Source organism: Streptomyces tropicalis (genome assembly GCF_029269835.1).
Lineage (GTDB): Bacteria > Actinomycetota > Actinomycetes > Streptomycetales > Streptomycetaceae > Streptomyces > Streptomyces tropicalis.
Genome location: NZ_JARJBB010000011.1, coordinates 115165 through 132988, shown reverse-complemented (window position 1 = coordinate 132988; position 17824 = coordinate 115165). Strand labels below are relative to the sequence as shown.

30 protein-coding genes are annotated in these 17824 nt (G+C 67.6%); 29 read left to right on the top strand and 1 reads right to left on the bottom strand.

What is annotated here, in order from left to right; all coding sequences use genetic code 11:
* From rplB to truA, 27 genes are all read left to right on the top strand, one after another.
* Entirely contained in the window at positions 1–837 is an 837-nt protein-coding gene (rplB, locus tag P3H78_RS21600; protein ID WP_007494772.1) for a 50S ribosomal protein L2, read from the top strand.
* Between the two features lie 12 nt (positions 838–849).
* Positions 850–1131 (top strand): 30S ribosomal protein S19, encoded by a 282-nt coding sequence (rpsS, locus tag P3H78_RS21595; RefSeq protein ID WP_276110735.1) that lies wholly within the window; start codon positions 850–852, stop codon positions 1129–1131.
* Positions 1132–1176: 45 nt separating this feature from the next.
* Positions 1177–1524, top strand: a complete 348-nt coding sequence (gene rplV, locus P3H78_RS21590; RefSeq protein ID WP_155058649.1) for a 50S ribosomal protein L22 — start codon at positions 1177–1179, stop codon at positions 1522–1524.
* Positions 1524–2345 (top strand): 30S ribosomal protein S3, encoded by an 822-nt coding sequence (gene rpsC, locus P3H78_RS21585; RefSeq protein ID WP_003998826.1) that lies wholly within the window; start codon positions 1524–1526, stop codon positions 2343–2345. The genes rplV and rpsC overlap by 1 nt, the downstream gene beginning before the upstream one ends.
* Positions 2346–2350: 5 nt before the next feature.
* A complete protein-coding gene (gene rplP / locus P3H78_RS21580; RefSeq protein WP_009190136.1) occupies positions 2351–2770 on the top strand; it encodes a 50S ribosomal protein L16 in 420 nt (139 codons plus the stop codon).
* Positions 2770–2994, top strand: coding sequence for a 50S ribosomal protein L29 (gene rpmC / locus P3H78_RS21575; protein WP_018564811.1), 225 nt, complete (start codon positions 2770–2772; stop codon positions 2992–2994). The genes rplP and rpmC overlap by 1 nt, the downstream gene beginning before the upstream one ends.
* Positions 2994–3278, top strand: a complete 285-nt coding sequence (gene rpsQ / locus P3H78_RS21570) for a 30S ribosomal protein S17 (RefSeq protein ID WP_039656223.1) — start codon at positions 2994–2996, stop codon at positions 3276–3278. Before rpmC ends, rpsQ begins: the two co-directional genes overlap by 1 nt.
* A gap of 99 nt (positions 3279–3377) precedes the next feature.
* Complete coding sequence (gene rplN / locus P3H78_RS21565; protein ID WP_003998823.1) at positions 3378–3746, top strand: 50S ribosomal protein L14; 369 nt, start codon at positions 3378–3380, stop codon at positions 3744–3746.
* Between the two features lie 2 nt (positions 3747–3748).
* Positions 3749–4072 (top strand): 50S ribosomal protein L24, encoded by a 324-nt coding sequence (gene rplX / locus P3H78_RS21560; protein ID WP_276110734.1) that lies wholly within the window; start codon positions 3749–3751, stop codon positions 4070–4072.
* Positions 4072–4629 (top strand): 50S ribosomal protein L5, encoded by a 558-nt coding sequence (rplE, locus tag P3H78_RS21555; RefSeq protein ID WP_276110732.1) that lies wholly within the window; start codon positions 4072–4074, stop codon positions 4627–4629. The genes rplX and rplE overlap by 1 nt, the downstream gene beginning before the upstream one ends.
* Positions 4630–4634: 5 nt before the next feature.
* A complete protein-coding gene (locus tag P3H78_RS21550) occupies positions 4635–4820 on the top strand; it encodes a type Z 30S ribosomal protein S14 (RefSeq protein WP_003948630.1) in 186 nt (61 codons plus the stop codon).
* Between the two features lie 213 nt (positions 4821–5033).
* Positions 5034–5432, top strand: a complete 399-nt coding sequence (rpsH, locus tag P3H78_RS21545; RefSeq protein WP_276110731.1) for a 30S ribosomal protein S8 — start codon at positions 5034–5036, stop codon at positions 5430–5432.
* A 24-nt stretch (positions 5433–5456) separates the two neighbouring features.
* The gene (gene rplF, locus P3H78_RS21540; RefSeq protein ID WP_276110730.1) at positions 5457–5996 is read left to right on the top strand and encodes a 50S ribosomal protein L6; all 540 of its coding nucleotides are present in this window, start codon (positions 5457–5459) and stop codon (positions 5994–5996) included.
* Positions 5997–5999: 3 nt separating this feature from the next.
* Positions 6000–6383 (top strand): 50S ribosomal protein L18, encoded by a 384-nt coding sequence (gene rplR / locus P3H78_RS21535; protein WP_276110729.1) that lies wholly within the window; start codon positions 6000–6002, stop codon positions 6381–6383.
* A gap of 41 nt (positions 6384–6424) precedes the next feature.
* Positions 6425–7030, top strand: a complete 606-nt coding sequence (gene rpsE / locus P3H78_RS21530; protein ID WP_009190144.1) for a 30S ribosomal protein S5 — start codon at positions 6425–6427, stop codon at positions 7028–7030.
* Positions 7031–7032: 2 nt separating this feature from the next.
* Positions 7033–7215, top strand: coding sequence for a 50S ribosomal protein L30 (gene rpmD / locus P3H78_RS21525; RefSeq protein ID WP_276110728.1), 183 nt, complete (start codon positions 7033–7035; stop codon positions 7213–7215).
* A 2-nt stretch (positions 7216–7217) separates the two neighbouring features.
* A complete protein-coding gene (gene rplO / locus P3H78_RS21520) occupies positions 7218–7673 on the top strand; it encodes a 50S ribosomal protein L15 (RefSeq protein ID WP_276110727.1) in 456 nt (151 codons plus the stop codon).
* A gap of 245 nt (positions 7674–7918) precedes the next feature.
* Positions 7919–9232 (top strand): preprotein translocase subunit SecY, encoded by a 1314-nt coding sequence (gene secY, locus P3H78_RS21515; RefSeq protein WP_276110726.1) that lies wholly within the window; start codon positions 7919–7921, stop codon positions 9230–9232.
* Complete coding sequence (locus P3H78_RS21510) at positions 9232–9894, top strand: adenylate kinase (RefSeq protein WP_276110725.1); 663 nt, start codon at positions 9232–9234, stop codon at positions 9892–9894. Before secY ends, P3H78_RS21510 begins: the two co-directional genes overlap by 1 nt.
* A gap of 127 nt (positions 9895–10021) precedes the next feature.
* A complete protein-coding gene (gene map / locus P3H78_RS21505; RefSeq protein WP_276110724.1) occupies positions 10022–10858 on the top strand; it encodes a type I methionyl aminopeptidase in 837 nt (278 codons plus the stop codon).
* A 190-nt stretch (positions 10859–11048) separates the two neighbouring features.
* Positions 11049–11270, top strand: coding sequence for a translation initiation factor IF-1 (infA, locus tag P3H78_RS21500; protein WP_003948620.1), 222 nt, complete (start codon positions 11049–11051; stop codon positions 11268–11270).
* Positions 11271–11352: 82 nt separating this feature from the next.
* Positions 11353–11466 (top strand): 50S ribosomal protein L36, encoded by a 114-nt coding sequence (gene rpmJ, locus P3H78_RS21495; RefSeq protein ID WP_003974245.1) that lies wholly within the window; start codon positions 11353–11355, stop codon positions 11464–11466.
* A 184-nt stretch (positions 11467–11650) separates the two neighbouring features.
* Complete coding sequence (gene rpsM, locus P3H78_RS21490; protein WP_093477045.1) at positions 11651–12031, top strand: 30S ribosomal protein S13; 381 nt, start codon at positions 11651–11653, stop codon at positions 12029–12031.
* Between the two features lie 62 nt (positions 12032–12093).
* A complete protein-coding gene (gene rpsK, locus P3H78_RS21485) occupies positions 12094–12498 on the top strand; it encodes a 30S ribosomal protein S11 (protein WP_003956432.1) in 405 nt (134 codons plus the stop codon).
* A 155-nt stretch (positions 12499–12653) separates the two neighbouring features.
* On the top strand, positions 12654–13676 hold the full coding sequence (locus P3H78_RS21480) for a DNA-directed RNA polymerase subunit alpha (RefSeq protein WP_276110723.1): 1023 nt from the start codon (positions 12654–12656) through the stop codon (positions 13674–13676).
* A 178-nt stretch (positions 13677–13854) separates the two neighbouring features.
* Positions 13855–14331 (top strand): 50S ribosomal protein L17, encoded by a 477-nt coding sequence (rplQ, locus tag P3H78_RS21475; RefSeq protein ID WP_276110722.1) that lies wholly within the window; start codon positions 13855–13857, stop codon positions 14329–14331.
* A gap of 239 nt (positions 14332–14570) precedes the next feature.
* Complete coding sequence (gene truA / locus P3H78_RS21470; protein ID WP_276110721.1) at positions 14571–15428, top strand: tRNA pseudouridine(38-40) synthase TruA; 858 nt, start codon at positions 14571–14573, stop codon at positions 15426–15428.
* A 52-nt stretch (positions 15429–15480) separates the two neighbouring features.
* On the opposite strand, the gene P3H78_RS21465 is transcribed toward truA, so the two are convergent.
* Complete coding sequence (locus P3H78_RS21465) at positions 15481–16350, bottom strand: hypothetical protein (RefSeq protein ID WP_276110720.1); 870 nt, start codon at positions 16348–16350, stop codon at positions 15481–15483.
* Positions 16351–16729: 379 nt separating this feature from the next.
* Here P3H78_RS21465 and rplM point away from each other — a divergent pair, with 379 nt between their 5' ends.
* Entirely contained in the window at positions 16730–17173 is a 444-nt protein-coding gene (gene rplM / locus P3H78_RS21460) for a 50S ribosomal protein L13 (RefSeq protein ID WP_276110719.1), read from the top strand.
* A gap of 42 nt (positions 17174–17215) precedes the next feature.
* The gene (rpsI, locus tag P3H78_RS21455; RefSeq protein WP_276110718.1) at positions 17216–17728 is read left to right on the top strand and encodes a 30S ribosomal protein S9; all 513 of its coding nucleotides are present in this window, start codon (positions 17216–17218) and stop codon (positions 17726–17728) included.
* Positions 17729–17824: the final 96 nt, after the last annotated feature.

The following is a 17824-nucleotide window of genomic DNA, read 5'->3' as shown; positions in this document are numbered from 1 at the left end:
ATGGGAATCCGCAAGTACAAGCCGACTACGCCGGGCCGTCGTGGTTCCAGCGTCGCCGACTTCGTCGAGGTCACGCGGTCCACGCCGGAGAAGTCGCTGGTCCGCCCGCTGCACAGCAAGGGCGGCCGTAACAACGCCGGTCGTGTGACCGTTCGCCACCAGGGTGGCGGACACAAGCGCGCCTACCGAGTGATCGACTTCCGTCGTCACGACAAGGACGGCGTGCCGGCGAAGGTCGCGCACATCGAGTACGACCCCAACCGCACCGCGCGCATCGCGCTGCTGCACTACGCCGACGGCGAGAAGCGCTACATCCTCGCCCCGCGCAACCTGCAGCAGGGCGACCGCGTGGAGAACGGTCCCGGGGCCGACATCAAGCCGGGCAACAACCTGGCCCTCCGCAACATCCCGGTCGGTACCACGATCCACGCGATCGAGCTCCGTCCCGGTGGCGGTGCCAAGTTCGCCCGCTCCGCCGGTGCCTCCGTGCAGCTGCTCGCGAAGGAGGGCTCGATGGCCCACCTCCGCATGCCTTCCGGTGAGATCCGCCTGGTCGACCAGCGCTGCCGCGCCACGGTCGGCGAGGTCGGCAACGCCGAGCAGAGCAACATCAACTGGGGCAAGGCCGGCCGCAAGCGCTGGCTGGGCGTGCGCCCGACCGTTCGCGGTGTGGCGATGAACCCGGTTGACCACCCGCACGGTGGTGGTGAGGGCAAGACCTCCGGTGGTCGCCACCCGGTCTCCCCGTGGGGTCAGAAGGAGGGTCGTACTCGTTCGCCGAAGAAGGCTTCGAACAAGTACATCGTCCGCCGCCGCAAGACGAACAAGAAGCGCTAGGAGCGGGTTTAGATGCCGCGCAGTCTCAAGAAGGGGCCCTTCGTCGACGACCACCTGAGCAAGAAGGTGGACGCCCAGAACGAAGCCGGCACCAAGAACGTCATCAAGACCTGGTCCCGTCGCTCGATGATCGTCCCGGCCATGCTCGGCCACACGATCGCGGTGCACAACGGCAAGACCCACATCCCGGTGTTCGTCACCGAGTCGATGGTCGGCCACAAGCTCGGCGAGTTCTCGCCGACCCGCACCTTCCGGGGTCACGTCAAGGACGACCGGAAGTCGAAGCGCCGCTAGTAGCGGATCGCATTCAGACACGTAAGTAACTCTGAAGGGACAACCATGGAAGCCAGGGCCCAGGCGCGGTACATCCGCGTCACGCCCATGAAGGCCCGCCGTGTGGTGGACCTCATCCGTGGCATGGACGCCACGGAGGCCCAGGCTGTTCTGCGATTCGCTCCGCAGGCAGCCTCCGAGCCGGTCGGCAAGGTGCTCGACAGCGCCATCGCCAACGCCGCGCACAACTACGACCACACCGACGCCGACAGCCTCTTCATCTCCGAGGCGTACGTCGACGAGGGCCCGACCCTGAAGCGGTTCCGTCCGCGTGCTCAGGGCCGTGCCTACCGGATCCGCAAGCGGACCAGCCACATCACTGTGGTCGTCAGCAGCAAGGAAGGAACCCGGTAATGGGCCAGAAGGTAAACCCGCACGGGTTCCGGCTCGGGGTCACGACCGACTTCAAGTCGCGTTGGTACGCCGACAAGCTGTACAAGGACTACGTCAAGGAAGACGTCGCCATCCGTCGGATGATGACGTCCGGCATGGAGCGCGCCGGCATCTCCAAGGTGGAGATCGAGCGCACCCGTGACCGCGTGCGTGTGGACATCCACACCGCTCGTCCGGGCATCGTCATCGGCCGCCGTGGCGCCGAGGCCGACCGCATCCGCGGTGACCTCGAGAAGCTCACGGGCAAGCAGGTCCAGCTGAACATCCTCGAGGTCAAGAACCCCGAGACGGACGCTCAGCTCGTGGCCCAGGCCGTCGCCGAGCAGCTCTCCTCCCGCGTCTCCTTCCGCCGTGCCATGCGCAAGAGCATGCAGTCGGCGATGAAGGCGGGCGCCAAGGGCATCAAGATCCAGTGCGGTGGCCGCCTCGGCGGCGCCGAGATGTCCCGCTCGGAGTTCTACCGCGAGGGCCGCGTGCCCCTGCACACGCTCCGCGCGAACGTGGACTACGGCTTCTTCGAGGCCAAGACGACCTTCGGCCGCATCGGCGTGAAGGTCTGGATCTACAAGGGCGACGTCAAGAACATCGCCGAGGTCCGCGCCGAGAACGCTGCGGCCCGTGCGGGTAACCGCCCGGCCCGTGGCGGTGCCGACCGCCCGGCCCGTGGTGGCCGCGGTGGCGAGCGGCGCGGTCGCAAGCCGCAGCAGGCTGCCGGCGCCGAGGCCCCCAAGGCCGAGGCTCCCGCGTCCGCTCCGGCTGAGAGCACCGGAACGGAGGCCTGACCGACATGCTGATCCCCCGTAGGGTCAAGCACCGCAAGCAGCACCACCCGAAGCGCAACGGTATGTCCAAGGGTGGAACGCAGGTTGCGTTCGGCGAGTACGGCATCCAGGCGCTGACCCCGGCCTACGTGACGAACCGCCAGATCGAGGCGGCTCGTATCGCGATGACCCGTCACATCAAGCGTGGCGGCAAGGTCTGGATCAACATCTACCCGGACCGTCCCCTCACCAAGAAGCCTGCCGAGACCCGCATGGGTTCCGGTAAGGGTTCGCCGGAGTGGTGGATCGCGAACGTCAAGCCCGGACGCGTGATGTTCGAGCTGTCGTACCCCAATGAGAAGATCGCCCGTGAGGCGCTGACTCGTGCGGCCCACAAGCTGCCGATGAAGTGCCGGATCGTCAAGCGCGAGGCAGGTGAAGCGTGATGTCGGCCGGTACCAAGGCGTCCGAGCTGCGCGAGCTGGGCAACGAGGAGCTTCTGGGCAAGCTCCGCGAGGCCAAGGAAGAGCTGTTCAACCTCCGCTTCCAGGCGGCGACGGGTCAGCTCGAGAACCATGGCCGTCTCAAGGCGGTCCGCAAGGACATCGCCCGGATCTACACCCTCATGCGTGAGCGTGAGCTCGGCATCGAGACGGTGGAGAACGCCTGATGAGCGAGAGCAACGTGACTGAGAACAAGGAAGCTCGCGGTTTCCGCAAGACCCGTGAGGGTCTGGTCGTCAGCGACAAGATGGACAAGACCGTCGTCGTCGCCGTCGAGGACCGTGTCAAGCACGCGCTGTACGGCAAGGTCATCCGCCGTACGAACAAGCTCAAGGCGCACGACGAGCAGAACGCTGCGGGCGTCGGCGACCGCGTCCTCCTGATGGAGACCCGGCCGCTGTCCGCGACGAAGCGCTGGCGCGTCGTCGAGATCCTCGAGAAGGCCAAGTAATCATCCTGCGGGGCACCCCTCGCAGGACAGTTCCGCCAGGCTCCGGGGGCCGTTCACCGAACGGCCCCCGGGGAACCGGCAGACACACAGGAGATAGACGTGATCCAGCAGGAGTCGCGACTGCGCGTCGCCGACAACACTGGTGCGAAGGAAATCCTTTGCATCCGTGTGCTCGGTGGCTCCGGTCGCCGCTACGCGGGCATCGGTGACGTCATCGTCGCCACCGTCAAGGACGCGATCCCCGGTGGCAACGTGAAGAAGGGTGACGTCGTCAAGGCGGTCATCGTTCGCACCGTCAAGGAGCGCCGCCGTCCGGACGGCTCGTACATCCGCTTCGACGAGAACGCCGCCGTCATTCTGAAGAACGACGGCGACCCTCGCGGCACCCGTATCTTCGGCCCCGTCGGCCGTGAGCTGCGCGAGAAGAAGTTCATGAAGATCATCTCGCTCGCGCCGGAGGTGCTGTAAGCATGAAGATCAAGAAGGGCGACCTGGTCCAGGTCATCACCGGTAAGGACAAGGGCAAGCAGGGCAAGGTCATTGCCGCTTTCCCGCGCGACGAGCGCGTCCTGGTCGAGGGTGTCAACCGGGTCAAGAAGCACACCAAGGCCGGTCCGACCGCCAGCGGCTCGCAGGCCGGCGGCATCGTCACGACCGAGGCGCCGATCCACGTCTCCAACGTCCAGCTGGTCGTGGAGAAGGACGGCCAGAAGGTCGTCACGCGTGTCGGCTACCGCTTCGACGACGAAGGCAACAAGATCCGCGTTGCCAAGCGGACGGGTGAGGACATCTGATGGCTACCACCACTGCCCCGCGTCTGAAGCAGAAGTACCGCGAGGAGATCGCGGGCAAGCTGCGTGACGAGTTCAAGTACGAGAACGTCATGCAGATCCCCGGTCTCGTCAAGATCGTGGTCAACATGGGTGTCGGCGACGCCGCCCGTGACTCGAAGCTGATCGAGGGCGCCATCCGCGACCTCACCACGATCACCGGTCAGAAGCCGGCCGTCACCAAGGCCCGCAAGTCCATCGCGCAGTTCAAGCTGCGCGAGGGTCAGCCGATCGGTGCCCACGTCACGCTCCGTGGCGACCGCATGTGGGAGTTCCTGGACCGCACCCTGTCGCTCGCGCTCCCGCGCATCCGCGACTTCCGTGGTCTGTCCCCCAAGCAGTTCGACGGCCGTGGCAACTACACCTTCGGTCTCACGGAGCAGGTCATGTTCCACGAGATCGACCAGGACAAGATCGACCGCGTCCGGGGTATGGACATCACCGTGGTCACCACGGCGACCAACGACGCTGAGGGCCGCGCGCTCCTTCGTCACCTCGGCTTCCCGTTCAAGGAGGCGTGAGCGAGATGGCGAAGAAGGCTCTGATCGCTAAGGCTGCTCGCAAGCCCAAGTTCGGTGTGCGTGGCTACACCCGCTGCCAGCGCTGCGGCCGTCCGCACTCCGTGTACCGCAAGTTCGGCCTGTGCCGCGTGTGCCTTCGTGAGATGGCTCACCGTGGCGAGCTGCCGGGCGTGACCAAGAGCTCCTGGTAATCCCGGACATCCGGGTTCCAAGAGTCTCTCGGTAAGCATCTGGGACGGCAGGGAGCCCACCCCCGCATGCCTTAGGCTTGTGGGGTTGGGCGCCTGCCGCGCCCGTACGACTTACTACGCCGTAGGTCCACCGCGCCGCACCCGTCCCGTCTCGGATCGGGGAGAGGGATGGCGCACCAGGAAACCCCGGCGAGAGAGGCCGAAGGCCAATTCATGACCATGACTGATCCGATCGCAGACATGCTCACGCGTCTGCGGAACGCGAACTCGGCGTACCACGACACCGTGGCGATGCCGCACTCGAAGATCAAGTCGCACATCGCGGAGATCCTCCAGCAGGAGGGCTTCATCACGGGCTGGAAGGTCGAGGACGCCCAGGTGGGCAAGAACCTCGTCCTGGAGCTGAAGTTCGGCCCCAACCGTGAGCGCTCCATCGCGGGCATCAAGCGGATCTCCAAGCCCGGTCTCCGGGTGTACGCGAAGTCCACCAACCTGCCCAAGGTGCTGGGCGGCCTCGGCGTGGCGATCATCTCCACGTCGCACGGGCTCCTCACCGACAAGCAGGCCGGCAAGAAGGGCGTGGGTGGGGAAGTCCTCGCCTACGTCTGGTAGCAGAAGGGAACGGAGGAAACAGCTATGTCGCGCATCGGCAAGCTCCCCATCGCGGTTCCCGCCGGCGTGGACGTCACCATCGACGGCCGCACGATCTCGGTCAAGGGGCCCAAGGGCTCGCTGACCCACACGGTCGTGGCTCCGATCGACATCGCCAAGGGTGAGGACGGCGTTCTGAACGTCACCCGCCCCAACGACGAGCGTCAGAACAAGGCCCTCCACGGCCTGTCCCGCACGCTGGTGGCGAACATGATCACCGGCGTGACCCAGGGTTACGTGAAGAAGCTCGAGATCAGCGGTGTCGGTTACCGCGTGACCGCCAAGGGTTCGAACCTCGAGTTCGCTCTCGGTTACAGCCACCCGATCACCGTCGAGGCGCCCGAGGGCATCACCTTCAAGGTGGAGACCCCGACCCGCTTCCAGGTCGAGGGCATCGACAAGCAGAAGGTCGGCGAGGTTGCGGCCAACATCCGCAAGCTGCGCAAGCCCGACCCGTACAAGGCCAAGGGCGTCAAGTACGAGGGCGAAGTCATCCGCCGCAAGGTCGGAAAGGCGGGTAAGTAAGCCATGGCATACGGGCAGAAGATCCTGAAGGGCGACGCCTACAAGCGCGCCGCGATCAAGCGCCGCCACATCCGGATCCGCAAGCGGATCGCCGGTACGGCGGAGCGCCCCCGTCTGGTCGTGACCCGCTCCAACCGCCACATCGTGGCGCAGGTGATCGACGACCTCAAGGGCCACACCCTGGCGTCGGCGTCCACCCTGGACAGTTCCGTCCGCGGTGGCGAGGGCGACAAGTCCGCGCAGGCCAAGCAGGTCGGCGCCCTGGTCGCCGAGCGCGCCAAGGCCGCCGGAGTCGAGGCCGTCGTGTTCGACCGTGGTGGTAACCAGTACGCCGGGCGCATCGCCGCCCTGGCGGACGCCGCCCGCGAAGCCGGACTCAAGTTCTGAGTCGGTTCCGTAGCTAGCGGAGACAGAGAGAGGTAATTCCAATGGCTGGACCCCAGCGCCGCGGTGGCGGTGCCGGTGGCGGCGAGCGGCGGGACCGGAAGGGCCGTGACGGCGGCGCAGCTGCCGCCGAGAAGACCGCGTACGTTGAGCGCGTTGTCGCGATCAACCGCGTCGCCAAGGTTGTGAAGGGTGGTCGTCGCTTCAGCTTCACCGCGCTGGTCGTGGTGGGCGACGGTGACGGCACCGTGGGTGTCGGATACGGCAAGGCCAAGGAGGTGCCGGCCGCCATCGCCAAGGGTGTTGAGGAGGCCAAGAAGCACTTCTTCAAGGTCCCCCGCATCCAGGGCACCATCCCGCACCCGATCCAGGGTGAGAAGGCTGCCGGCGTCGTGCTGCTCAAGCCCGCGTCCCCGGGTACCGGTGTGATCGCCGGTGGTCCGGTGCGCGCCGTGCTCGAGTGCGCCGGTATCCACGACGTGCTGTCGAAGTCGCTCGGCTCCGACAACGCCATCAACATCGTGCACGCCACCGTGGAGGCCCTGAAGGGCCTGCAGCGTCCCGAGGAGATCGCGGCCCGCCGTGGTCTGCCGCTCGAGGACGTCGCTCCCGCGGCCCTGCTCCGTGCGCGTGCCGGGGCGGGTGCGTAATCATGGCGCAGCTCAAGATTACGCAGGTCAAGTCCTACATCGGCAGCAAGCAGAACCACCGTGACACCCTGCGGAGCCTGGGCCTCAAGCGCCTCGGTGACGTGGTCGTCAAGGAGGACCGCCCCGAGTTCCGCGGCATGGTGCGCCATGTCCGCCACCTCGTGACGGTCGAGGAGGTCGACTGATCATGGCGGAGCAGAACCCGCTCAAGATCCACAACCTCCGTCCCGCCCCGGGCGCCAAGACCGCCAAGACCCGTGTCGGTCGTGGTGAGGCGTCGAAGGGTAAGACGGCCGGTCGTGGTACCAAGGGCACGAAGGCCCGCTACCAGGTTCCGGAGCGCTTCGAGGGTGGCCAGATGCCCCTCCACATGCGTCTCCCGAAGCTGAAGGGCTTCAAGAACCCGTTCAAGACCGAGTTCCAGGTCGTGAACCTCGACAAGCTGGCCGCGCTCTACCCGCAGGGTGGCGAGGTCACGGTCGAGGACCTGGTGGCCAAGGGCGCCGTTCGCAAGAACAGCCTGGTCAAGGTCCTCGGTCAGGGCGAGCTCTCCGTGGCGCTGCAGGTGACGGTCGACGCCGTCTCCGGCTCCGCCAAGGAGAAGATCACCGCCGCCGGCGGTACCGTCACCGAGCTCGTCTGACCCTTTCGGGCGTCTCGATGACCTGAACGATCCCAACCGGGGATACCCAATAAATGGGGTATCCCCGGTTGGTCGTTCCAAGGGGGGCGGTCTCGCCGGTAAGGTGGCCAGCACTGTCCACTTCCACCGGATGCCGCGCGAGGGGCACCCGTAACGGCAGTCGGCCGTTGTTAAGTCGTAGTTCTCTGTTGGAACCTCAAGACCACCACCCTTGACGCAGTTGCGCGGGGGTCGCAGGAGGCACCGTGCTCACCGCGTTCGCCCGGGCGTTCAAGACGCCCGACCTGCGCAACAAGCTGCTCTTCACGCTCGGCATCATCGTGGTGTACCGGGTCGGTACCCACATCCCGATCCCGGGCATCGACTACAAGAACGTCCAGACGTGCATGAACGTGGCCAACTCGAACCGCGGCCTGTTCAGCCTGATCAACATGTTCAGCGGCGGCGCGCTGCTCCAGATCACGGTCTTCGCGCTCGGCATCATGCCGTACATCACGGCGAGCATCATCCTGCAGCTGCTGACCGTGGTCATCCCGCGTCTGGAGGCCCTGAAGAAGGAGGGCCAGGCCGGCACGGCGAAGATCACGCAGTACACGCGCTACCTGACCATCGCCCTGGCGGTCCTGCAGGGCACGGGCCTGGTGGCCACCGCCCGCAGCGGCGCCCTCTTCTCGGGCTGTCCCGTGGCGTCCCAGATCGTGCCGGACCAGTCGATCTTCACCACGATCACGATGGTCATCGTGATGACGGCGGGCACCTGCGTCGTCATGTGGCTCGGCGAGCTGATCACCGACCGCGGTATCGGCAACGGCATGTCGATCCTGATGTTCATCTCGATCGCCGCGACCTTCCCGAGCGCCCTGTGGGCGATCAAGGTCCAGGGCAAGCTGGCCGGCGGCTGGATCGAGTTCTCCACCGTGATCCTGGTGGGCCTCGTCATGGTCGGCCTGGTCGTCTTCGTCGAGCAGGCCCAGCGCCGCATCCCCGTGCAGTACGCGAAGCGCATGATCGGCCGCAAGTCCTACGGCGGCACCTCGACGTACATCCCGCTGAAGGTCAACCAGGCGGGCGTGATCCCTGTGATCTTCGCTTCGTCGCTGCTCTACATCCCGAGCCTGATCGCCCAGTTCTCCGGGGGCAACTCCTCCTGGAAGACGTGGGTCCAGAGCAACCTGACCAAGGGCGACCACCCGGTCTACATCACCGCGTACTTCCTCCTGATCGTGTTCTTCGCGTTCTTCTACGTGGCGATCTCCTTCAACCCCGAGGAAGTCGCCGACAACATGAAGAAGTATGGTGGCTTCATCCCGGGCATCCGGGCCGGCCGGCCGACCGCTGAGTACCTGAGCTACGTGCTCAACCGGATCACCTGGCCGGGTTCGCTGTACCTGGGTCTGATCGCTCTCGTCCCGACAATGGCGTTGGTTGGCTTCGGGGCAAGCCAGAACTTCCCGTTCGGCGGGACCAGCATCCTGATCATCGTGGGTGTCGGTCTCGAGACGGTGAAGCAGATCGAGAGCCAGCTCCAGCAGCGCAATTACGAAGGGTTCCTCCGCTGATGCGAATCGTCCTCGTCGGGCCGCCTGGTGCAGGTAAGGGAACACAGGCGACGCGCCTGGCCGAGAAACTGCGCATCCCGCACATCTCCACGGGCGACCTGTTCCGCGCCAACATCAGCCGGCAGACGGACCTGGGCAAGCTCGCGAAGTCCTACATGGACGCCGGCAACCTGGTTCCGGACGAGGTCACCATCGCGATGGCCAAGGACCGCATGGAGCAGCCCGACGCGGTCGACGGCTTCCTGCTCGACGGCTTCCCGCGCAACGTCCAGCAGGCCGAGGCCCTGGACGCCCTGCTGAAGTCCGAGGACATCAAGCTGGACGCGGTCCTCGACCTGGAGGTCCCCGAGGAGGAGGTCGTCAAGCGGATCGCCGGCCGGCGCATCTGCCGCAACGACTCCAGCCACGTCTTCCACGAGTCGTACAGCGCGCCGAAGCAGGCGGGTGTCTGCGACACCTGCGGCGGCGAGCTCTACCAGCGCGACGACGACTCCGAGGACACGGTCCGCACGCGCCTGGAGGTCTACCACACGCAGACCGAGCCGATCATCGACTACTACAAGGCCCAGGGCCTGGTCGTCACGATCTCCTCGCTCGGCCCGGTGGACGAGATCACGCGCCGGGCGCTGGAGGCGCTCAAGCGCGAGGACGCCACCCAGTAGTCTCCGTCGGTTGCAGCCGCGGTTCCTTCCGAGGGCCGCGGCTGCGCTGTGGGGTGGCGCCGTCGGCGTCCCCCTTATCGTTGAAGATGTTCACAGACCTCCCGGTCCGAGAAAGGCCGTAGCTCCCATGGTGCAGATCAAGACCCCCGAGCAGATCGCCACGATGCGCGCGGCGGGGCTGGTCGTCGCCGCGATCCACGCGGCCACCCGTGAGGCGGCCGTGCCCGGGGCGACCACCAAGGACCTGGACGAGGTGGCCCGGAAGGTGCTCGCCGAGCACAACGCCAAGCCGAACTTCCTCGGCTACGGCGGCTTCCCCGCGACGATCTGCACCTCGGTGAACGAGGTCGTGGTCCACGGCATCCCCTCCGACGAGGTCGTCCTGAAGGACGGCGACGTCATCTCCATCGACTGCGGCGCCATCGTCGACGGCTGGCACGGCGACGCCGCCTACACCGCCTTCGTGGGCTCCGGTCACGCTCCGGAGCTGGTGGAGCTGTCCCGGGTGACCGAGGAGTCGATGTGGGCCGGCATCGCGGCCATGAAGGCGGGCAACCGGCTGGTCGACATCTCCCGCGCGATCGAGACGTACATCCGGCGCCAGCCCAAGCCGGGCGGCGGCAAGTACGGGATCATCGAGGACTACGGCGGCCACGGCATCGGCACCGAGATGCACATGGACCCGCATCTGCTGAACTACGTCGAGCGGCGCCGCGGCAAGGGCCCCAAGCTGGTCCCCGGTTTCTGCCTGGCCATCGAGCCCATGGTCTCGCTGGGCACCCCGCGCACCGAGGTGCTCGAGGACGACTGGACCGTGGTGACCACCGACGGCACCTGGTCCTCCCACTGGGAGCACTCCGTCGCCCTCACCGAGCAGGGCCCGCTGGTGCTGACCGCCCCCGACTGCGGCCGGGCCAAGCTCGCGGAGTACGGCATCACCGCGGCGCCCGATCCGCTGGCCTGAGCCGCCGTGCCGGCCCGAGCCGCACCGCGGCCCGCCGCGCCCCGCATGATGACCTCCGCTACGGGGCAGACTTCACCGATTCGTCTTTCCGGGTGCGCTGACGTAGACTGACTCGTCGGCTCTCGTGCACCCGCATGTCCGCATGCGCTCGTACGGAGTCGATCAAGGTAGTCGATTCGAAGGGCGAAGCGTGGCCAAGAAGCAAGGTGCCATCGAGATCGAGGGCACTGTCGTCGAGTCTCTGCCGAACGCCATGTTCAAGGTCGAGCTCCAGAACGGCCACCAGGTCCTGGCACACATCAGCGGCAAGATGCGCATGCACTACATCCGCATCCTCCCTGACGACCGGGTCGTGGTGGAGCTGTCTCCGTACGACCTGACGCGTGGCCGGATCGTCTACCGCTACAAGTAGATCTTGCCCGCATCCCGCTTCCGCGGGGTGCGCATCCCGCTCCCGCGGGGTGGTGGCACTGACCCGGAGAACCTCACATCCCATGAAGGTCAAGCCGAGCGTCAAGAAGATCTGCGACAAGTGCAGGGTGATCCGCCGTCACGGCCGGGTCATGGTCATCTGCGACAACCCGCGCCACAAGCAGCGCCAGGGCTGACGCACGACCGCACCCTCTGCATCCCGCAGAACTTCGCGCGACGCGAACATGTTCATACGCAGAGCCCGGAGCCGTCTGGCTCCGACACCCCCGGTTCGGAGGCCGGGGACCCAGTTCGTACCTCGTACGGCGGCTGGGATCCGGTATCTGCGGAAGACCTCCGAGGATCAACTGGAGCCATTGAATGGCACGCGTTTCCGGTGTTGACATCCCGCGCGAAAAGCGTGTGGAGGTCGCCCTCACCTACGTGTTCGGCATCGGCCGGACCCTCTCGCAGCAGACGCTGGCCGAGACCGGCATCGACCCGAACACCCGCGTCCGCGACCTGAGCGAAGAGCAGCTCGTCGCGATCCGCGAGTACGTCGACAGCAACATCAAGACCGAGGGTGACCTCCGTCGTGAGATCCAGGCCGACATCCGCCGCAAGGTGGAGATCGGCTGCTACCAGGGTCTCCGTCACCGCCGCGGTCTGCCCGTCCGCGGTCAGCGCACCAGCACCAACGCCCGCACCCGCAAGGGCCCGCGTCGCGCCATCGCCGGCAAGAAGAAGCCGGGCAAGAAGTAGTCCGCAGCGGACTGTCCACGGTCTTCGCTGTAGGACCGACCACCTCCCGTAGGAGTTAAGAGATGCCCCCCAAGGGTCGTCAGGGCGCTGCCAAGAAGGTGCGCCGCAAGGAAAAGAAGAACGTCGCTCACGGCCACGCGCACATCAAGAGCACGTTCAACAACACGATCGTCTCGATCACGGACCCGTCCGGCAACGTGATCTCCTGGGCCTCCGCCGGCCACGTCGGCTTCAAGGGCTCGCGCAAGTCGACCCCCTTCGCCGCGCAGATGGCCGCCGAGTCGGCAGCCCGCCGCGCGCAGGAGCACGGCATGCGCAAGGTGGACGTCTTCGTGAAGGGCCCGGGTTCCGGTCGTGAGACCGCGATCCGCTCCCTCCAGGCCACGGGCCTCGAGGTCGGCTCCATCCAGGACGTCACGCCGACCCCGCACAACGGCTGCCGTCCGCCGAAGCGCCGCCGCGTCTGACGCACGGCCGCTTCGTACGGCTTCGGGTTCGGGCGGCACGGCACCGTGAAGGGGCCGTGCCGCCCGTACCCTTGCAGTAGCCGCGTTCCTCACGGGCGCGGACACCGTCGGACGTCAAATAGCGGGCGTCCACGAAAGAAGGATCTGATCCACACATGCTGATCGCTCAGCGTCCCTCGTTGACCGAAGAGGTCGTCGACGAGTTCCGCTCCCGGTTCGTGATCGAGCCGCTGGAGCCGGGCTTCGGCTACACCCTCGGCAACTCCCTCCGCCGCACCCTCCTGTCGTCGATCCCCGGCGCTGCCGTCACCAGCATCCGCATCGACGGTGTCCTGCACGAGTTCACCACCGTGCCGGGCGTCAAGGAGGACGTCACCGACCTGATCCTCAACATCAAGCAGCTGGTCGTCTCCTCGGAGCACGACGAGCCGGTCGTGATGTACCTGCGCAAGCAGGGCCCGGGTCTGGTCACCGCCGCCGACATCGCGCCCCCGGCCGGTGTCGAGGTCCACAACCCCGACCTGGTCCTGGCCACGCTCAACGGCAAGGGCAAGCTGGAGATGGAGCTGACCGTCGAGCGCGGTCGCGGCTACGTCTCCGCCGTGCAGAACAAGCAGGTGGGCCAGGAGATCGGCCGGATCCCGGTCGACTCGATCTACAGCCCGGTGCTGAAGGTCACGTACAAGGTCGAGGCCACCCGTGTCGAGCAGCGCACCGACTTCGACAAGCTGATCGTCGACGTCGAGACGAAGCAGGCCATGCGTCCCCGTGACGCCATGGCGTCGGCGGGCAAGACCCTGGTCGAGCTGTTCGGTCTCGCCCGTGAGCTGAACATCGACGCCGAGGGCATCGACATGGGCCCGTCCCCGACGGACGCCGCCCTGGCCGCCGACCTGGCCCTGCCGATCGAGGAGCTGGAGCTCACGGTCCGCTCCTACAACTGCCTCAAGCGCGAGGGCATCCACTCCGTGGGTGAGCTCGTCGCCCGCTCCGAGGCCGACCTGCTCGACATCCGCAACTTCGGTGCGAAGTCGATCGACGAGGTCAAGGCGAAGCTGGCCGGCATGGGCCTGGCCCTGAAGGACAGCCCGCCCGGATTCGACCCGACCGCCGCCGCCGACGCCTTCGGCACCGACGACGACGCGGACGCCGGGTTCGTCGAGACCGAGCAGTACTGAGCTCGGGACCGACACTCCGATCCCGGGTGCGGGTGCGCTGTGCCTAATCGTGCAGCTCCCCGCGCCCCTTCCGGGAGCGCCCCTCGGGGCTGCTCCCGGATCTCCGACGGGCGACCGCCCGCTCGGATACTGACCGCGGTACCTGACACGGCCGCGGCAGACACCTAGGAGAAACACCATGCCGAAGCCCACCAAGGGTGCCCGTCTGGGCGGCAGCGCCGCGCACGAGAAGCTGCTCCTCGCGAACCTCGCGAAGTCGCTCTTCGAGCACGGCCGTATCACCACCACCGAGGCGAAGGCCCGCCGCCTGCGCCCGTACGCGGAGCGTCTTGTCACCAAGGCGAAGAAGGGCGACCTTCACAACCGCCGCCAGGTGCTGCAGGTGATCACGGACAAGAGCATCGTCCACACGCTCTTCACCGAGATCGGCCCGCGCTACGAGAACCGTCCGGGTGGCTACACCCGCATCACCAAGATCGGTAACCGCCGTGGCGACAACGCGCCCATGGCCGTCATCGAGCTGGTCGAGGCCCTGACGGTGCAGCAGAAGGCGGTCGGCGAGGCCGAGGCGGCGACCAAGCGCGCCGTGAAGGAGTCCGAGGCCACGCAGGCCGAGGGCACCGAGGCCCCTGCCGAGGAGTCCAAGGACGCCTGAGGCCGACCTCGCGCCGAGCGGGCCCGTCCTGAGGGGCGGGCCCGCTTTCGCGTACCCAGTGCCGTGGCAGACAACGTTCGCCCCGTCGCGACGCCCGGCACGCACGCTCTCCGCACCGGCCGGCAGCCCGAGTACGCCCCGTACGAGGACTTCCGCCCCGGCGCAGCGAGCGCACGCACCGGACGCCGCTCCTCAGCGGGCGGACATGGCCTGCCACGGCACCAGGAGGATTTTCGACAGTGAGCGACGAAGCACAGCCCGGGTACGTCCGGATCCGTCTCGACCTCTCCTACGACGGCACGGCCTTCCACGGGTGGGCCAAGCAGGCCGGCGGGAGGCGGACCGTGCAGGGTGAGATCGAGGACGCCCTGCGGACGGTGACCCGGTCCGGGGAGACGACGTACGAGCTGACCGTGGCCGGGCGCACGGACGCCGGGGTGCACGCGCGCGGGCAGGTCGCGCACGTCGACCTGCCGGCCGGGCTGTGGGCCGAGCACCGGGAGAAGCTGCTGAAGCGGCTCGCGGGGCGGCTGCCGAAGGACGTCCGCGTCTGGTCCCTCGGCGAGGCCCCGGCCGGCTTCAACGCGCGGTTCTCCGCGATCTGGCGCCGCTACGCCTACCGCGTCACCGACCACCCCGGCGGTGTCGACCCGCTGCTGCGCGGCCACGTCCTGTGGCACGACTGGCCGCTCGACGTCGACGCCATGAACGAGGCCGCGCGGCGCCTGCTGGGCGAGCACGACTTCGCCGCCTACTGCAAGCGGCGCGAGGGCGCGACCACCATCCGCACCCTCCAGGAGCTGAGCCTGGTGCGCGGGGAGGACGGCGTGATCACCGCCACCGTCCGCGCCGACGCCTTCTGCCACAACATGGTCCGCTCCCTCATCGGGGCGCTGCTGTTCGTCGGCGACGGGCACCGGCCGGCCGACTGGCCGGGGCGGGTGCTGGGCGCCGGGGTGCGGGACTCCGCCGTGCACGTGGTCCGGCCGCACGGGCTGACGCTGGAGGAGGTCGGCTATCCGGCCGACGAGCTGCTGGCGGCGCGGAGCAGGGAGGCCCGCAACCGGCGGACGCTGCCGGCGGCGGGGTGCTGCTGAACGGTCCCGTCGGGGGTGCGGCGCCCGGTGGGGGGCGGGCGCCGCGGGGCGGCTACTGGGAGGCCGCCGCGGAGGCCTGCGCCTCGCCGCGCCGGCGGATCTGCCGGAACGCGAACTCGGCCAGGTCGTCGCCGGTCCGGAAGACCTTGGTGTCCTTGGCCGTGACGTTCTTGCCGCTGGTGAAGCCGGAAAGGGTGAAGTAGGCGTAGCGGCCGTAGGCGTTCGTCGTGGAGCGGCAGACGGCGCCGGTGCAGAAGGGCTTCACGCCCTTGCCGGACAGCGGCTTGACGATGCTCTTCCGGTCGGCCCGGCCCTTGGCCTTCGTGGCCTGTGCCTCGGTGTCGAAGACGGCGACACCGACGGTCACCGCGATGCCGTCCTTGACGTAGGTGACGCGCATCAGCCGGGTGCAGCCGCCCGAGGTCAGGACCTGTGGCAGCGTGCCCTGCGCGGCCGCGGCGCAGTTCTTGACGTCGGCCGTGGGCCCCTTCTTGTACACGCTCTCGCCCATGGTCAGCTGGGTGCCCGGGAAGAGGGTCTCCGGGCTGAGCGGCGCCGTGTCCTTCCCGGCGCTGGATATGAAGTCCTTGGGGTCCAGCGGCGGCGGGGCGCTGGTGGGCGCGAAGGAGGGGGCGGCGGCCGAGTCGCTCGGCAGGGGCGCCGAGGCGGGCAGCTGGGAGCCCGGCCGGCCGTTCGTGCCGTTCGCCGAGACCACGGCCATGGCGACGGCCGTGCCGACGGCGACGGTGGCGAGTGCTCCGCCGCCGATGAACAGCAGCCGGCGCCGTCTGTTGCGTGTCTCGGACGCCTCCGCCAGCGCGGCCCAGTCCGGGGACGGTCCGTCGCCGCCGCTCCACGGCTGCTGGGAATTCGGTTTCCAGGGATCCCACTGGGACTGCGAGCCCCCCTGCCCATAACTCATGGGGCGCATCTTAGACGGGGGCCGGGGGCGGCCGGTGTGGGCGCGGAGACCCTTCGCGGAGCCTTTGGTGCAGGCCGTCACATACCCGTACGTCCGGTGGGCCGGGCCCGGGCGGCCGGGCCCGTACACTGGGTCCGGACGATGCAGGACCGGCGATCGCGCCCACCGTTTTGACCCGGCCGTGGCGCTGCGGGTATTCTGCCTCTTCGTTGTGTATTGGCTTGGCTCTTCTCACGGAACCGGCCCTTACACCGGTCCACCGGGCCGATGACCAGCGACCAGCGCGCGGTATGCGTCACCGCAGTGCGGTCAGGGCTGTCGTGATCGTCTTCGGTGACCTTGTCAGGACCACTCACTGAAGAAGCGAAGGCTACGAACCGTGCGTACGTACAGCCCCAAGCCCGGCGATGTGACGCGCCAGTGGCACGTCATCGACGCTCAGGACGTTGTCCTGGGCCGTCTCGCCACCACCGCCGCCACCCTTCTGCGGGGCAAGCACAAGCCGATCTACGCGCCGCACGTCGACGCTGGTGACTTCGTCATCATCATCAACGCCGACAAGGTGCACCTCTCCGGCAACAAGCGGACCCAGAAGATGGCGTACCGCCACTCCGGCTACCCGGGTGGTCTGCGCTCCGTCCGCTACGACGAGCTGCTCGCGAAGAACCCCGAGAAGGCCGTCGAGAAGGCCGTCAAGGGCATGCTCCCCAAGAACACCCTGGGCCGTCAGATGCTCTCCAAGCTGAAGGTCTACTCGGGCGACCAGCACCCGCACGCTGCCCAGCAGCCGGTGCCGTTCGAGATCACCCAGGTCGCGCAGTAAGTCCGGCCACCCCCTAAGACTGAAGAGAATCTGAGGAGCATCGTGGCCGAGACCACTGCCGAGCAGCCGCTCGAAGAGATCGACATCGACAGCTACACCACCGAGTCCGAGGTCCCCGTCGAGGGCGAGTACACCTCGGAGTCCATGGCCTCCCGCTTCGGCGAGCCCCAGCCGGCCGCCGGCCTGGGCCGCCGCAAGAACGCCATCGCCCGTGTCCGGATCGTCCCGGGCACCGGCAAGTGGAAGATCAACGGCCGCACCCTCGAGGACTACTTCCCGAACAAGGTGCACCAGCAGGAAGTCAACGAGCCCTTCAAGGTGCTCGAGCTCGAGGGCCGTTACGACGTCATCGCCCGCATCGCGGGTGGCGGCGTCTCCGGTCAGGCCGGTGCGCTCCGTCTCGGTGTCGCCCGCGCGCTGAACGAGGCCGACGTGGACAACAACCGCGGCGCGCTGAAGAAGGCCGGCTTCCTCAAGCGCGACGACCGTGCGGTCGAGCGCAAGAAGGCCGGTCTCAAGAAGGCCCGCAAGGCCCCGCAGTACAGCAAGCGCTGATCGTCGCCTGCTCGTACTCCGAACGCCCCGGCGGCACGCCACTGTGCCGCCGGGGCGTTCGTTTATCACAGACGTGGGCGTATAACGGCACAGGAC

What these genes read in the sequence shown, in the direction of transcription:
- P3H78_RS21510 (WP_276110725.1), top strand. Translation starts at nt 9,232, where the DNA reads ATGCGAATCGTCCTCGTCGGGCCGCCTGGTGCAGGTAAGGGAACACAG.
- rplF (WP_276110730.1), top strand. Translation starts at nt 5,457, where the DNA reads ATGTCGCGCATCGGCAAGCTCCCCATCGCGGTTCCCGCCGGCGTGGAC.
- rplR (WP_276110729.1), top strand. Translation starts at nt 6,000, where the DNA reads ATGGCATACGGGCAGAAGATCCTGAAGGGCGACGCCTACAAGCGCGCC.
- rpsE (WP_009190144.1), top strand. Translation starts at nt 6,425, where the DNA reads ATGGCTGGACCCCAGCGCCGCGGTGGCGGTGCCGGTGGCGGCGAGCGG.
- rpsC (WP_003998826.1), top strand. Translation starts at nt 1,524, where the DNA reads ATGGGCCAGAAGGTAAACCCGCACGGGTTCCGGCTCGGGGTCACGACC.
- rplQ (WP_276110722.1), top strand. Translation starts at nt 13,855, where the DNA reads ATGCCGAAGCCCACCAAGGGTGCCCGTCTGGGCGGCAGCGCCGCGCAC.
- map (WP_276110724.1), top strand. Translation starts at nt 10,022, where the DNA reads ATGGTGCAGATCAAGACCCCCGAGCAGATCGCCACGATGCGCGCGGCG.
- P3H78_RS21465 (WP_276110720.1), bottom strand. Translation starts at nt 16,350, where the DNA reads ATGAGTTATGGGCAGGGGGGCTCGCAGTCCCAGTGGGATCCCTGGAAA.
- P3H78_RS21480 (WP_276110723.1), top strand. Translation starts at nt 12,654, where the DNA reads ATGCTGATCGCTCAGCGTCCCTCGTTGACCGAAGAGGTCGTCGACGAG.
- rplO (WP_276110727.1), top strand. Translation starts at nt 7,218, where the DNA reads ATGGCGGAGCAGAACCCGCTCAAGATCCACAACCTCCGTCCCGCCCCG.
- rplP (WP_009190136.1), top strand. Translation starts at nt 2,351, where the DNA reads ATGCTGATCCCCCGTAGGGTCAAGCACCGCAAGCAGCACCACCCGAAG.
- rpmD (WP_276110728.1), top strand. Translation starts at nt 7,033, where the DNA reads ATGGCGCAGCTCAAGATTACGCAGGTCAAGTCCTACATCGGCAGCAAG.
- P3H78_RS21550 (WP_003948630.1), top strand. Translation starts at nt 4,635, where the DNA reads ATGGCGAAGAAGGCTCTGATCGCTAAGGCTGCTCGCAAGCCCAAGTTC.
- rpsQ (WP_039656223.1), top strand. Translation starts at nt 2,994, where the DNA reads ATGAGCGAGAGCAACGTGACTGAGAACAAGGAAGCTCGCGGTTTCCGC.
- rplX (WP_276110734.1), top strand. Translation starts at nt 3,749, where the DNA reads ATGAAGATCAAGAAGGGCGACCTGGTCCAGGTCATCACCGGTAAGGAC.
- rpsM (WP_093477045.1), top strand. Translation starts at nt 11,651, where the DNA reads ATGGCACGCGTTTCCGGTGTTGACATCCCGCGCGAAAAGCGTGTGGAG.
- rpsK (WP_003956432.1), top strand. Translation starts at nt 12,094, where the DNA reads ATGCCCCCCAAGGGTCGTCAGGGCGCTGCCAAGAAGGTGCGCCGCAAG.
- rplE (WP_276110732.1), top strand. Translation starts at nt 4,072, where the DNA reads ATGGCTACCACCACTGCCCCGCGTCTGAAGCAGAAGTACCGCGAGGAG.
- rplV (WP_155058649.1), top strand. Translation starts at nt 1,177, where the DNA reads ATGGAAGCCAGGGCCCAGGCGCGGTACATCCGCGTCACGCCCATGAAG.
- rpsS (WP_276110735.1), top strand. Translation starts at nt 850, where the DNA reads ATGCCGCGCAGTCTCAAGAAGGGGCCCTTCGTCGACGACCACCTGAGC.
- rplB (WP_007494772.1), top strand. Translation starts at nt 1, where the DNA reads ATGGGAATCCGCAAGTACAAGCCGACTACGCCGGGCCGTCGTGGTTCC.
- rpsH (WP_276110731.1), top strand. Translation starts at nt 5,034, where the DNA reads ATGACCATGACTGATCCGATCGCAGACATGCTCACGCGTCTGCGGAAC.
- rpmJ (WP_003974245.1), top strand. Translation starts at nt 11,353, where the DNA reads ATGAAGGTCAAGCCGAGCGTCAAGAAGATCTGCGACAAGTGCAGGGTG.
- rpmC (WP_018564811.1), top strand. Translation starts at nt 2,770, where the DNA reads ATGTCGGCCGGTACCAAGGCGTCCGAGCTGCGCGAGCTGGGCAACGAG.